This window comes from Anaerovorax odorimutans DSM 5092 (assembly GCF_000426305.1).
GTDB lineage: Bacteria > Bacillota > Clostridia > Peptostreptococcales > Anaerovoracaceae > Anaerovorax > Anaerovorax odorimutans.
The window spans coordinates 287,963-303,356 of record NZ_AUFC01000001.1 but is presented as its reverse complement, the minus strand read 5'-3'; the positions used below and the strand labels follow the sequence as shown (position 1 = coordinate 303,356).

The following is a 15,394-nucleotide window of genomic DNA, read 5'->3' as shown; positions in this document are numbered from 1 at the left end:
TTCAGCGTAGCAGTTTTAATATATGCTATTACATTCATTATTTTTCTGGTTTGATTCATATTACCTTTAAATAAATTAATAATACACACTACACTTCTAAAAGATTTTACTATTTAACTTTTTCAAATAATATCCCAGTATTAAATTAAAAGTTTTATATCATTACAACATAGGGTTAAAATTATCACAAAAATAAGAATATTAAAATCTATAATAAAATATAATTGATTTCTTCTTTTTATTATATCGTAAACATTTGTTCGTAGCGTTATACTATATTAGGGCTTACCACTTGGTGGCTGGTCACTTTCCTCTATAAGGAGGTGATGCTATGTACGTTCATATGATGGGCTATTTACTTATTCTCTTGTTAATGTAAGGATTATTTCCCTTCGTGTAACAATTTGTATTGAAAATATTAAAATACAAAAAATAGTTCAGCCACCTAAACTGGCAATTTAGATGGCTGTCTATTAAACTCTTGTTTATAGGACTAACCACCATTGCAAAAGCGGTAATCCTTTTATTATCTATGTTATATAATTTTATTCGTCAAATAGTAATTCCTAAATTATTAGATATTATAAAAAAATATGATTAATATCTTTTGTCAATTATATCTAATTTTTTATTATTTCATCTTGTAAACATTTGTTCGCAATGGTATACTATTTTCAGGATTACCGTTTGGCGGTTGGTCACTCTCGAAAGGGGGTGATAGTTATGATTACATATTCAGAACTGTTTCAGTTTGGTTTATTAATTGTAGCAATTATTTCCTTATGCTTGCATAATAAGAAATAAAAGAAATACCGCCTAATTCCTTTTCGGTTTAGACGGTTGTTTCTTAAATCTCTGTATTTATAGATTAACCGCCATGCGAAAAGCGGTAATCCTTTTGTTATTTATATTATAAGATATATCACTTTATTCGTCAAATTATATTTTATTACTCGTTTCTAATTATAATTTTTATTATTTAATTATATATATCCGAAAACTCTATGTTAATTTTTTCTATTTGACTTTTGGATAGTTTTTCACAATATTGAATTCCCTTATCTTCAGTATTAACTGTTATGCACGGCAGATATATAATAAACTCAGAGCCATGTTCCTCACTGCTTTTAAGTAATATTTTCCCATCATGAATTTCTACCAGGTCCTTAACAAGTGAAAGTCCTATCCCACTGCCTTCATGATCTCTTGTAAAAGATTTATCAACCTGAACAAACCTCTTAAATATTAAATCTTGCTTTTCTTTTGGAATACCTCTTCCGGTATCTTTTACCCTTATACAAATATTTTCAATACCATCATGAATATAAACTTCAATATTACCTCCTCTTGGCGTAAATTTTACTGAATTTGATAGTAAATTAAGAATAATTTTTTCTATCTTTTCCGGATCGCAGGCAATAATTTTTTCTTCCACATTTGTATCAAAAGTAAGCAATATACCCTTTTCTTCAATATAATCAGCTACAGAAACTGTTATATTTTCTATAAGACTAACAATATTGATATTTGTTTTATTTATACTAATATAACCCGAATCAATTTTGGTAATATCAATCAAATTATTAATTAATCTTAATATACGGTAGCAGTTTTGCTTCATTATATGACCATATTTATAGCAATCCTTTACCTCACTTTTATACTGACATTCTTTTATTTTAAACATATGTATTTGTAATGCAGAAAAAATAACATTAATTGGAGTTCTTAATTCATGAGAAATATTTGAAAAAAATTCCATTTTTATTTTATCATATTCCTTAGATAAAGTAATTTGCCTTTCACTTTCTTCTAAAGCTTTTTCAGTAGTTTTTCGATTTATAATTTCTTTTTCAAGAGTAGAATTTGATTCTTTTAACTTAGAAATCGTGTCTTCAAGCAGCAAAGTACGTTCCTTTACTTTTCTTTCAAGTTTCGAATATAAAAAGGCATTTTCTATGGAAATTGCAGCTTGTGATGATATCATTTTTAATACTTCAATATTATTATTATTTTTATTAAATGCTCCTGACAAAATATTATTCTCCAAATAAACTATACCTTTTAATGTATTTTGCTGCAAAATAGGAAGGCACATGGCAGATTTAATATTATTAGATTCAAAATAATTATCATAAATAAATTGGCTTGCAGAAACATTATCAATTATTAATACTTCTTTTGTCATAGCAACATAATTAATCATAGAAACTGGTAAAATTTTCAAAGAATCTTTATGGTTTAAATCTACTTCTTTATGAGTAATTATTAATTCTGTATTGTTATTTAAATTACCAGAAACTAATAAAATTATTTTATTTTCATCTTTTAGAAATATATGACCCATTGTACTTCCCGAAGTCTGTATTACTATTTCCATTAATTTTTCAAGAAGTTTTTTTGTTTCTATTTCACTTGAAATAGCCTGAGACACATTTATTATGGCCTTTAAATCTATACAATTTAAATCATTATAACCCATCGATAATAATTGAGAATTACTATTTGAAAATAAAACCTCCCTGTATCTTTTTTTCATCCATTCAACTTTGCCAGAAGCTTTCCAATCTTGAAATCCCAAATATGCCTCTTTAATATAAAAATTAGCTGTTTTTTTTATACCCATTTCCAAATATTTCTGACCTGTCATTTCACAAATTAATGCATAATGATAAGGTCTTTTATTTTGTTCTGCTTCTACCATAGCCTCTTCATATAATCTAAAAGCTTCATTACACTTTCCTTCCAATGCTTTTATTTCAGCTTGTACCAAACTATAAAGATGTTTAAAATTAAATGGTGCATCTTTTGCTCTTTGATACATCCATATTTGATTTTCTTCTAATAAGTTTTTCATTTCTTCTTTTTGATTAGAAAATTCTTCCTCATTTATGCTTTTACAAATAGAAATAGCAGTTAAGAAACGAAATAATGCTATTATATAAAAAGCCGGTGGAACATGAGATAAATAAAATGCAGCTTTTTTTATAATTTTATATGCTTTTTTAAAATCACTAAATATCACAGATAAAAATGCTTTATAAACATAGAAATAAAATACTGCAATTTTATTATCATGGATTTTAATTAAGTATTCTTCTTCATTAAAATCATTATCATTAAAACTTCCATAGCAAAAAGTCTCTCCCTTTAATCCTTTTATCAATTGGAAGAAACTAACAAAAGCTTCTTGAGAATAAAGATTACCTGTTTGTTTTGTAAAGGTTAAGGCCGCATCTACTTCCTCCTGCATTTCTTCTATTGAATTGCAAAATTCTAATATACCTGTTTGAGAAGTGAAAAAACTAAAACAAGAAAATTCAAATTCTCCATTTTCCACATTCCCCTTATAAGCTTTATGTGCATATAAAACAGCCGTTTCTAAAGGTTCATACCAATGGCAATTCAATAGACTATGCGTATGATATATCCTATTTAATTCTTCCTTAAAACCCTTTTGCTCTAAAATAGATATCAACTTTTTCGAAAGTTGATATCCAGTATAATAATCATTTTTAAGAGGAACTAACGCTAATGCTATAGTAGCTAAATTTTCTAAGGACAAATTTGTAACGCCCTTTTCAACCATTAAATTTACACTTACAAGAACAGTCCAAAATGAAGCTAGTGGATTAAAAAATACACTTGCAGCTGTAATCCTATTTAAAAGCTTTGCTATTGCTTTGTCTTTTTCATCTGAAAGCATTTCTTTTTTTTCTAGTTTTTTAATACTTCCGTCTTGCAAATATAAATAAAATTTTTCAACCTCTTTTTTTATAACAACTTCTATATCATTCTCAGGATAAATTACTCCAAGCTTTTTAAGGAGAGATATTCCAAGGACAAAAGCTTCTGTATATCTGCTTCTGTTTGAAAGACTTATTAATTGAACACAGCATGCATCAACCATTTCAAGCGGATTTTTCGTTATTTTTTCTATTTTGTAATAAATCTTATCTACCTCTTCAAAATCTGCTAAGCTAAACAATACCAAATGATATTCTGTATATAAAAGTTGTATAAAAGAATCATCATTTTTAAGAGACTGGGGCAAAATATTTATTATAAGTTCAAGATATTTTTTGGCAATATCATACGCCGAAGTAACTCTTGCTGCTTTTGCTGCTTTAAGAAAAATATTGATTATTTTTATAAGCTCCTCATTATCAATATTACCTAATAATTTAGAATAAAGCTCCGCTACTAAAAAAAGATTTGCATTATTTGTTAAGCCTTCTGTAGTTTCATAATAATTTGCTATACTTCTATAAATAAGTTTCTTTTTTTCCTCTTCTAATGCCAAATATGCAGCTTGCTGAAATTTATCATGGCAAAATAGGAATTCAACTTTTTCAGAATTTAACTCATTTTTTCCTAAGACATAAATCATTTCACTATCTATAGCAGGTTTTAAATCTTCATTTATTTTTTTCAAACTTTTCCCTGAAATTGCCGAAAGAATTTTTATATCAAAACGATTGCCAATACATGCAGCTATTAAAATTAATTCTCTTGTCGCTTCCGGAAGTGTTTTTATCTTACCTATCAAAAAAACAACAACATTATCAGATATTTTACTTTTCTTTATGTCCAGTTCATTACACATCCATTTTTTTTCAGATATATTATAGTAAATTAATTTTTTAGCATTACAATACTTTAAAAATTCAATTATATAAAATGGATTCCCCAATGTTTTTTCATGAATTATTTTTGCCAAATTATAAACTTCATCATTATTACAATTGAAAACTTTATGTATAATTTGAGAAATGTCATTAACATTTAAATTATCTAAATGTATATGTTCTATGCAACCATCCTCTTTTTTTATTCTTTTAATAGATTTCATTAATGAATGTGTTGAATCTACCTCATTTTCTCTATAAGTACAAATAAACATTAGCCCTCTTATAGTATCATCAAATATTATTTTTTCAAATAATTCCAATGAATCAACATCAATCCATTGAAGATCGTCAATAAAAAATACAATTGGATGTCTTTCTGATGAAATAGCCTTCAATAAATTTTGCAAAGCAATACTAAATTTGTTTTGTACCTCTATAATAGAATCTTTAACTAGTTTAGGTTGATTACCTATAATTAATTTCAGCTTTGGGATCACTTCGATAAGTAAATCACCATTATCGCCCAAAGAATCTAATATTTTTTTCTTCCAATTTTTAACCTCATCTTCCGAATCAGATAAAACATAGTTGCAAAATTGATCTAATGCGTTAAATAATGCGGAATAAGGAACATTTTTATTATACTGATCACATTTCCCAGAAAGAAATATTCCATGACTTTTCAATATAGGTTTATGAAGTTCATTTACTATTGCTGTTTTGCCAATTCCAGAATATCCACTTACAAAAACTAACTCTGCCCCTCTTTTAACCGATCTTGCAAAAATATTAAGTAATTTTTTTATTTCTTTATCTCTTCCGTATATCTTTTTTGATATTTCAAACTTATCTAATCTATCATTTTTACCAAGTTCAAACTCATCAATAATACCTTTTTCTTCTAATTGATTTAGACATTCTTGTAAATCAAGTATAATTCCATCGGAGCTTTTGTATCTATCCTCAGGCATTTTTTCCATAAGTTTTAATATTATTTTAGATACAATACAAGGAAAACTTGGATTAATTTCATTTATAAATACCGGCGTCTTTGCCATATGAAAATAAACAATATCAGCTGCATCAGTAAAGTTAAAAGGTAATTTTCTGCAAGCTAATTCATAAAGTGTTATACCTAAGGAATAAAAATCTGTTCTATAATCTATTGGTCCGTTCATTCTTCCCGTTTGTTCCGGCGATATATAATATAACTTGTCATGAAATATATTAGGATTTAGTGCTTCTAAAGTTTCAAAAGAAAATTCAGATGAATTTTCAAAACCAAACAACTTTATCATATTATTATGAGGATTATAAAGAATATTTAATGGGCTTATATTATTATGTATAATATGTTTACTGTGAATAAATCTAATGCATTTTGTTATTTTTAATGCAACTTGAAGAAACTCTTTTAATTTAAAGCAGTGATTATTTATATATTGGGATAAGGGAATTCCTCCAAAATCCTCGAGTACAACGGAAAAATTATTATTAAACTCAAGATAACAATTAACCTTTATAACATATTTACTTTTAATCTTCTTTAACAAATCATATTTGTTTTTAATCTTGGATACATTTATTGGATTATTAAATTCAGTATTTAGAACTTTAATTATATAACTTTTATTCTCTTTAATATTTAATGCTTTAAAAACTGTTGTATACTGATAACTATAAATTTCTTTTATAATTTCATAATCTTTTTCTGTATTTACTACTCTTTCATTATATTTATGGCTTAGTTTCTTTATATTATTTATATCTTGTGGTAATTTATAAAATACCTTTACATTATTGGATAATTTTTTATTATATTTATTGCAATGTATAAAAGACATAAAATTTTCCTCCTAATACTAACATTCTTAATTCTAATATCCACTCATTTACTATTGTTTCATTATGTGTCTCCTTATAAACCCTTTAAAACTATTATAATTTAATGAGTATTAACATTCATTATTTATTTATAAATTTACATAATTAACATAATACAAAAGAATCTTAATAAAATAAATAATTAATATTCAAATCAATAGAATCTTTATAACTGGAATTACAGGCAATCATTAATATGCTTTTTTATATTCATCTATGTCATAGCTATATTTTTTACATAAATAAAAACCCCCTATATCTTTTTATAGGAGGGTTAAAAAACAAAACATATGTTTGAAATATTGATTGCTTTCTGATTGCTTTAATAAGTTCATCTGGAATAGTAAATTCCACATGGCCCATAAAGCCAGGACCTAATTTGTATTCATCAAAAGCAATTATCAAATTCTTATTTTCATCAATAAAATAAGTCTGATCTTTTTTAATTTTTTTAAACGGTGTAGTTTCATTGACTAAAAAATATACAATATTTTCATCTTTTTTCATTTGTTCCTTCATCTGAGTTTTAATATAATCACTTATTATTCCCACATAATCTGCGTTATCCTTAAACTGATCTCCTTTAATTCAATCACCTTATTATTCACCAAATCAATATTAATTCCTTTTATTGTCTCATATCCAGATGCCTGTACTTCTAAAGTTGTTATTTTTACAGACAGAACTCCATCTTTACATGAAATAACATCAATAAACATAATAATTTTAAGTTTTCTTTAGATATGTCACAGAAAAGTAAATAACAATATAAAAACCTCTTATACTTATTATTTCCAAAATATAAGAGGTAAAATTTATAATATATACAATTTGCAGTATCTCATAACAAACGCATTTAATTATATATCATTATTTAAAATGAAAAGTTATATAATTATCAATTCAGTATATCTTACAAACACTGAATTTCAACTACTCAATATCATCTAAATCTAAGCTACAGTTGTGGTGGACCTTCTGTACATCGTCGTTTTCTTCAAGAAGATCAATCATTTTCTTAAGCTTTTTGATATCATGCTCATCTTTTGGGGCCGATTCCATAGATGGAACATATTCAATATCAGATTCAAGTAATTCATAACCTGCAGCTGTTAATGCACTATGTACATCGGTATATGCTGACGGATCTGTTTGAATTTCAAAAGAATCATCATGTACAATCATATCCTCTGCACCTGCTTCAAGAGCAGCTTCCATTAAAGTATCTTCATCAACGCTGTCTGTCTTTTCTATAATAACAATACCTTTTCTGGCAAACATATAAGATACACATCCCGGCGCTCCAAGGTTACCACCAAACTTATCAAAAGTTGATCTTACAGATGCAGTCGTTCTGTTTTTGTTATCAGTTAATGCTTCAACAATAACTGCTACACCACCTACTCCATATCCTTCAAAATTTAATTCTTCGTAGGTTTCCCCTTCAAGTTCTCCCGTTCCTTTTTTAATAGCTCTATTAATATTATCATTTGGCAAATTAATGCTCTTAGCTTTTTCTATTGCAACTTTAAGTGATGCATTATATTCCGGATCTCCACCATTCTTTGCTGCCACTGTTATTGCTCTTGAATATTTTGTGAACATTGCTGCTCTTTTTGAATCTTGCGCTGCTTTTCGTCCCGCAATTGTTCCATGTCTTCCCATATTTAATTCTCCTTTATGTTATATACTTGGTTATGTCATACATTATTTCATATTAATAACTAAATTATTAATGAGATAATTTGCCATGTTCTTTAGCTTTTGTAAATCTTATACACGGTCTTTCATTCAAATCTAACCAAATTCATTAAAAAATTATATCATAACATATACTATTTTTCAATTAATTCTCCATATTTCTATATGCTGTAGACATCATAAGCTTTATTCTATTTAGCTGATTTACATCACTGGCACCCGGATCATAATCTATGGCCGCGATGTTTGCCAAAGGATTATATTTTCTAAGTGCCTTCATCATACCTTTACCAGTAACATGATTAGGAAGACATGCAAATGGTTGTAAACATACAATATTTTCTACACCACTATCTATCAGTTCTATCATTTCCGCTGTAAGTAACCAGCCTTCACCATATTGATTACCAAGTGAAGTTATTTTTTTAGCTTTTTCAGCTAATTCTTGAATATATAAAGGAGCATTGAAACGTTTGCTTTCACGGAATGCCAGTCTAGCCGGTTCTCTAAAAAATTCCACAACTTTAATTGCAATGGTATTTCCAAGCATAGTACTATATTTACCTGAAAGATATTTAAAATTATATTCCTTACTATACATTCCATATAAAAAGAAATCTATCAAGTCAAGTACTACCGCTTCTCCCCCTTCTTCTTCTATAATTTTAACTATATCATTATTTGCATTAGGATGATATTTAACAAGAATCTCACCTACCACTCCAATTTTGGGTTTTTTAATATCTTTAAGAGGAATGTTATCAAAATCTTTTACAATAGCTTTCAAGGTTTTTTTATATGAACTTATATGACCTTTTTCAATAATTACTTTACACTTTTTATTCCACTTCTTATAAAGATTATCCGCCGACCCTGAAACCTCTTCATAAGGTCTTGTAGCATATAAAACCCGCATAAGTACATCACCTAGAATAAATGCCATCAATGCTCTTTTAATCATGCACATTGTTATTTTAAATCCCGGATCTTTATCCAATCCTGCCATATTTACTGAAACAACAGGAATCTGATCCATATTAAGATCAACCAGTGCTTTTCGGAGCAAGGCTACATAATTACTTGCACGGCAACCTCCACCGGTTTGTGACATAAAAACTGCACACTTATCTAAATTATAATTACCAGACTTCAAACTGGATATAATCTGACCTAGTGTTACAATTGTCGGATAACAAGCATCATTATTAATATACTTTAATCCCTCTTCTACAGCATGTTTATCCACAATTGGAAGAAGTTTTACATTATATCCACAACTTTTTACCGCAGGTTCTAATAGTTCAAAATGTATTGGTGACATTTGAGGAATAAGCAGAGTATAATCTTTTTTCATATTTTTAGTAAATATTTTTCTTTTAAATACACTCTGATTATTAATATAATTTACATTATTCTTTTCCCTTTCATCCATAGCAGCTTTTAAAGATCTGATTCTAATCTTAGCAGCGCCAAGATTAGATCCTTCATCTATTTTTAATACGGTATACAGCTTATTTTTTTTCTCTAATATTTCTTCTACTTGATCTGTGGTAACAGCATCAAGTCCGCATCCAAAAGAGTTAAGCTGTATCATCTCTATATTCTTATTTCTTCCAACTACTTCTGCTGCTCTGTATAATCTTGAATGATACATCCATTGGTCCAAAACTCTAAGCGGTCTATTAATTTTTGTAAAATGGGCAATTGAATCCTCAGTTAATACAGGCATACCAAAAGAGGTTATAAGCTTATCTATACCATGATTAATTTCTGGGTCTATATGATAAGGTCTTCCTGATAAAACTATGGCTTTTTTATTATGATGATTTATATATTTTATAACTATTGCACCTTGCTTCTTAATATCATCTTTAAATTTCTTTTCTTCTTTTCTCGCAGCTTTTACTGCTTTTATAATTTCATTTAATCCAAAATTTAAACTTCTCATTAATTCATAAAGTTGTTTTGAAAGCCTTTCATCATTATCATACGGTAAAAATGGATGGCTGAATTTAACATCTTTTTCTTCAAAAACATCATCCATATTTTTTGCTATAACTTCCGGATAAGTTGCCACAATTGGGCAATTATAATGATTTGGCGCTGTATTGTCTTCTTCAATCTCATAGTTAATACAAGGATAAAATATCCATTTTACCCCATTATCTACTAACCACTTAACATGGCCATGAACAAGCTTTGCCGGATAACATACAGTATCAGATGAAATAGTTTCCATACCCATCTCATAAATAGACTTTGATGATACAGGGGATAATACTACTCTAAATCCCAAGTTGGTAAAAAAGGTAAACCAAAATGGATAATTTTCATGCATATTTAAAACTCTTGGAATTCCAATAACACCTCTTGGTGCATATATCTCTTCAAGTGGCTCATATCCAAAAACCCTCTTATATTTATAATCATATAAATTTGGAATTTCCTCTGATTGGGATTCCTTCCCTGCACCTTTTTCACATCGATTGCCTGTAATAAATTTATCACCGTTACTAAATTGATTTATTGTAAGCAAACAATTATTTTCACACCTTTTGCATCTGGTATTTGTATTTTTTACTGTAAAGCAATTCATATCCTCTAGCTTAATAATATTAGAGTCTGTATTTTCCACATAATTTTCTTTTGCAATAATTGCAGAACCATAGGCTCCCATAATTCCTGAAATATCAGGACGTATCACATTCTTTCCTATTATTTTTTCTATACTTCTAAGGATAGCATCATTTAAAAAAGTACCACCTTGTACTACTATTTTTTCTCCCGCTTCTTCTGGATTTCTTAGTTTAATTACTTTATATAAGGCATTTTTTATTATCGAATAAGATAAACCTGCTGAAATATCACCAATAGTTGCACCTTCTTTTTGAGCCTGTTTTACTTTTGAATTCATAAAAACAGTGCATCTAGTTCCTAAATCTACAGGTTTTTTAGCAAAAAGTGCTTCTTTTGAAAAAGACTCAATATCCATATTAACTGACTTTGAATAGGTTTCAACAAAAGAGCCACATCCTGAAGAACAAGCTTCGTTCAGCATTATATTATATATTGCGCCATCTTTTATTTTCATACATTTCATATCTTGACCGCCAATATCTAAAATAAATTCAACTCCCGGCTGAAACTCTTCCGCGGCCTTATAGTGGGCCATGGTTTCAATTTCGCCCATATCCACATTAAAAGCAGCCTTTATTAAGCCTTCTCCATATCCGGTAACAACAGCATTTGCAATATAGGCTGTCTCAGGCAGCAATGAATAAACCTCTCTTAGCATTGTCATTGTTGCTTCCAAAGGCTTTCCTTCGTTATTTCTATAAAATGAATATAATAAATATTTTTCATCATCAATCAATGCAGCTTTCGTAGTAGTTGATCCTGCATCTATGCCTAAAAATACTTTTCCCTTTGCTTTTTTTAATTCACGACGTTTAATTCTGTTCTTATCATGCCTTGATTTAAATTCTTCATATTCTGTATAATCTTTAAACAAAGGTTCAACGTGCTTTGTTTCCGAAAACATTTCATGTTTTGCATTTTGTATTTTTTCTATAATAGTTTTAAGAGCAATAGGATCATTTTTACTAGAAATAATAGCTGCCCCTATTGCTACATAGTATTTAGAATCTTCAGGAAATATAATCTGCTCATCTTTTAATCCTAATGTTACAATAAAACGATTTCTTAATTCAGATAGAAAAGATAATGGTCCTCCTAGAAATGCCACATTCCCTCGTATAGTTCTTCCACAAGCTAAGCCACTTATAGTTTGATTTACAACGGCCTGAAATATGGATGCTGCTAAATCTTCAATCTTTGCACCTTCATTTATTAAAGGTTGAATATCAGTTTTAGCAAAAACACCACACCTTGCGGCTATTGGATAAATTAAACTATGATTTTTTGCACTTTCGTTTAATCCTTCTGCATCAGTATTTAGTAATACTGACATTTGATCTATAAAAGCACCAGTACCTCCAGCACAAGTACCATTCATTCTTTGCTCTATAGTAGCTCCATAAAAAGTAATCTTGGCGTCTTCACCGCCAAGTTCAATAGCAACATCTGTTTCTGGTATAAAATTTTCTACGGCTGTACTGCATGCAATAACTTCTTGTTCAAAGGGGATTCCTAAAAGAGTAGATAATGAAAGTCCACCGGAACCTGTAATAGATACAGTAACAGATATATCCTTAAAATTTTCATAAAGTTCCTTCATAAGCTCGGAAACTTTTTCAAATATACTGGACATATGCCTTTCATATCTATTAAATACTATATTATTATCGTTATCTAATAAGACAACTTTAACAGTAGTTGAGCCTACGTCAATTCCTAGTTTCATCATATTCATCCACTATCCTCCCAGATAAAGTTATTATATTATAGCATGTTAATATTCCAAAATCAAAAAAAAAATTTTTCACTTAAAGACTTATTCATATACTAAATATAGTGTATAATACTTTTATTATGAAAAGTTCTATTAGAAAAAATACATATAAAGCAATTTACAGACTACTAGATAGGGTCAGTCCCCTCAATTATGATTGTGGTAAGCTTTGTGGTGCTGCTTGCTGTTCATGTGGAGGAGATGGCAGCGGCGAAGATAGTCTGGATTATGATATGGGAATTTATCTTCTTCCTGGAGAAGATAAGTTATTTACAATGAAAGAAGCTTGGTTGAAATGGAACATAGAATATGCCGAAGATTATGATTTTCCTGAGTCATGGTTTGGTAAAATATATTTTGTCAGATGTAAAACGCCGCCTCATTGTCCTAGAGAAATGAGGCCTCTGCAATGCAGATTTTTCCCTCTGTCTCCTTACCTGACTGAAGCTAATGAGCTTAAACTTGTTCTTTCAACAGTAGAATTACCATACTCATGTCCTCTAATTACCGATAATATTAAGCTTGAGGAAAGATTTATAAAAGCTACTTATACGGTTTGGAAACGTCTAATATGTGATCCCCTAATTTTTGATTTAGTACAAATGGATTCTGAAGATATAAGATTAAGTTCAAAGAATATAGTCTTCATAAAATAAGCGATGGACTAAAAATCCACCGCTTATTTAGTTTACTTTACTGTAGTAAATTATAAATGATTGCAGATGCTTCCGCATTGCTTACTACATTATTACCATTAAACCGTTCTTTTTTATCCCCCTTCATAATTCCTAATCCATAGCATATTGCTGCATATCCTTTATATTCGTTTTCTACTTTATCTTTAAACGGATTTAAAAATATTTCAGGATGTTCTGCAGATTTCCCCTGACCCATATATCTTACTGCAAATTTTGCAGCTTCATTACGTGTAATATTTTTATCTTTATCTATTTCATTTTCAAGAATAATATCTCTTGACTTAAGCATATCATAAAATTCTTCATCATCATAATATGATTGTTCAGGCGAATATAAATACCTTAAAAATTTTATCTGAGTTATTTTACTGTTTGGGTTGAATTGTTCCCCTTCAATATAATAACCACTTTCAAGCAAGCTGTTTACATTTTTTTCACACCAATGCCCTTTTATATCAGTATACTCAGGTATTTCTTTTTCTCTATAAGTATCACCTTTCCAATCAAGTTTTTCTCCTGTGACAGGATCAATATAGTAATTTACAGAATCACGAAAAGTATATACAAGAGAAGATTTATCTTTATCTGTCTTTACATACATTAAATCATAATTACAATACTTATCATATGTATCAAAAGCTTTATCCTTTACCATAGCTTTATCTATAGAAGGAAATTCTGCATTATCATACCATTTACAATCATATTGAAGAATTTTACCATCTGCTTTGTTTACGGTAATATTGATAGAATTATCTGCAAAAGGAATTCCATTAACAATTCTCTCATATTTAAAACTATAATCTCTTAAATCATCTTCTTCATTTACATAAGGCACAATTTGAGAGTCTTCACCTAAAGAAGTTTGCTCAAATTTTTCATTATCAATTTTTTTTGCAAATGATTCTGCAATACTCTGTGCTTTTTCTTTTGAAATGCCGCCCTTTACATCATTATCATAATCTCTGTATATGTAGAAAGAAATCAATTTACCAGACTTTGCATTTAATTTCGCAAATGCTTTATCAAATCCAATTCTCCAAATATATTGTTCCTTATCAATATAATTCTTCGTAAGATGCGAATTAGTTACTTTCATAGATGAAGTAATTCCCGGTACAATACTTCTACACAAACTTTCTGCTTTTTCTTTTGAAATGAGGGAAGATACATTGTCTATGGCTTCAAGTTCTTCTCTCGTCAGTTCATTACCGGCAGCAGTATCCATAGATGCTTCCTTCATTGAAGTTGAGCCGTATATATCACCATAATATATATTTACAAATTCACCTGTCTTTGCATCTACCGCTTTATTCTTATTTGATACAGAATACGCCGGAAATATTTTTAATGATTCTTTTTTTCCATCATAATAGGAATAATATTTTAATTGGACTCCTGAATTATCAAGAAAAGTTTTTTTCGCAGTCTCTTTGTCAATAATACCATCTTTATCAGGAAATGACGGGAAAGTAGAATCTAATCCATAATAATCGATAACTTCCCCGGTGAACTTATCAATTTCAACCGTTGCTTCCATGAAATCAACAGGAATATTATTTTCATAAAGCTGATACTCAAAATTAAAAATAGATGTATTTGAATCACTAGTTTCTTTTAATTTCATTTTTTTTGCTAAATCAGGCCTTGCTTTTAATAAAAATTCTTCCGCTGTTTTTATTGCCATCTCTTTTGTAATACTCCCAAGGCCATCATTATTATCATTATATAAATTTTTACTGTATCTTAAAAGATATCCATCATTGCTCACAACAACATAAATTTCTTTATCGTTTTCTTTATTACTCCATGTTAAGTCCCACTTTATCTCCTTACCTCCTTCCTCATTATATTCATCCTTTGAGTAGTTAAATTCTGTATAATCGCTTGGAATTGTAATTATACTTTTAACAGTTTTAATAGCTTTTTCCAAGCTTATACTATCATCACTGCCTGCATAAACAGGTATACCTGTTATAATAAGTAAGGCAATGATTAAGATTATACTAATTGGTCTTTTCATCTCCTTCTTTCTCCTTTTCTTTTAATAATATATATTTATGACGTAT

The 15,394-nt window shown here is 28.8% G+C and carries 7 protein-coding genes; 2 read left to right on the top strand and 5 right to left on the bottom strand.

The window, feature by feature from the left end; translation table 11 throughout:
* Positions 1 to 660 precede the first annotated feature (660 nt).
* Complete coding sequence (locus tag K292_RS19490) at positions 661 to 804, top strand: putative holin-like toxin (protein ID WP_408605241.1); 144 nt, start codon at positions 661 to 663, stop codon at positions 802 to 804.
* A gap of 175 nt (positions 805 to 979) precedes the next feature.
* Here the strand turns inward: K292_RS19490 and K292_RS0101485 are convergent, their stop codons facing one another.
* The 4 genes from K292_RS0101485 to K292_RS0101465 form a co-directional block, all read right to left on the bottom strand.
* The gene (locus K292_RS0101485) at positions 980 to 6,475 is read right to left on the bottom strand and encodes an AAA family ATPase (protein ID WP_027398354.1); all 5,496 of its coding nucleotides are present in this window, start codon (positions 6,473 to 6,475) and stop codon (positions 980 to 982) included.
* Positions 6,476 to 6,749: 274 nt separating this feature from the next.
* Complete coding sequence (locus K292_RS0101480; protein ID WP_084145854.1) at positions 6,750 to 7,103, bottom strand: RsiV family protein; 354 nt, start codon at positions 7,101 to 7,103, stop codon at positions 6,750 to 6,752.
* A gap of 345 nt (positions 7,104 to 7,448) precedes the next feature.
* Complete coding sequence (locus tag K292_RS0101470) at positions 7,449 to 8,180, bottom strand: YebC/PmpR family DNA-binding transcriptional regulator (protein WP_027398352.1); 732 nt, start codon at positions 8,178 to 8,180, stop codon at positions 7,449 to 7,451.
* 181 nt (positions 8,181 to 8,361) lie between these two features.
* Positions 8,362 to 12,588: a 2-hydroxyacyl-CoA dehydratase gene (locus K292_RS0101465; protein WP_037372121.1), complete on the bottom strand. Its 4,227-nt coding sequence runs from the start codon at positions 12,586 to 12,588 to the stop codon at positions 8,362 to 8,364.
* A 119-nt stretch (positions 12,589 to 12,707) separates the two neighbouring features.
* On the opposite strand from K292_RS0101465, the gene K292_RS15530 reads away from it, so the two are divergent.
* On the top strand, positions 12,708 to 13,283 hold the full coding sequence (locus K292_RS15530; protein WP_051280124.1) for a hypothetical protein: 576 nt from the start codon (positions 12,708 to 12,710) through the stop codon (positions 13,281 to 13,283).
* A gap of 37 nt (positions 13,284 to 13,320) precedes the next feature.
* On the opposite strand, the gene K292_RS0101455 is transcribed toward K292_RS15530, so the two are convergent.
* Positions 13,321 to 15,348: a YcdB/YcdC domain-containing protein gene (locus K292_RS0101455; protein ID WP_027398350.1), complete on the bottom strand. Its 2,028-nt coding sequence runs from the start codon at positions 15,346 to 15,348 to the stop codon at positions 13,321 to 13,323.
* Between the last annotated feature and the right edge of the window lie 46 nt (positions 15,349 to 15,394).

What these genes read in the sequence shown, in the direction of transcription:
- K292_RS0101455 (WP_027398350.1), bottom strand. Translation starts at nt 15,348, where the DNA reads ATGAAAAGACCAATTAGTATAATCTTAATCATTGCCTTACTTATTATA.
- K292_RS15530 (WP_051280124.1), top strand. Translation starts at nt 12,708, where the DNA reads ATGAAAAGTTCTATTAGAAAAAATACATATAAAGCAATTTACAGACTA.
- K292_RS0101485 (WP_027398354.1), bottom strand. Translation starts at nt 6,475, where the DNA reads ATGTCTTTTATACATTGCAATAAATATAATAAAAAATTATCCAATAAT.
- K292_RS0101465 (WP_037372121.1), bottom strand. Translation starts at nt 12,588, where the DNA reads ATGAATATGATGAAACTAGGAATTGACGTAGGCTCAACTACTGTTAAA.
- K292_RS0101470 (WP_027398352.1), bottom strand. Translation starts at nt 8,180, where the DNA reads ATGGGAAGACATGGAACAATTGCGGGACGAAAAGCAGCGCAAGATTCA.
- K292_RS19490 (WP_408605241.1), top strand. Translation starts at nt 661, where the DNA reads ATGGTATACTATTTTCAGGATTACCGTTTGGCGGTTGGTCACTCTCGA.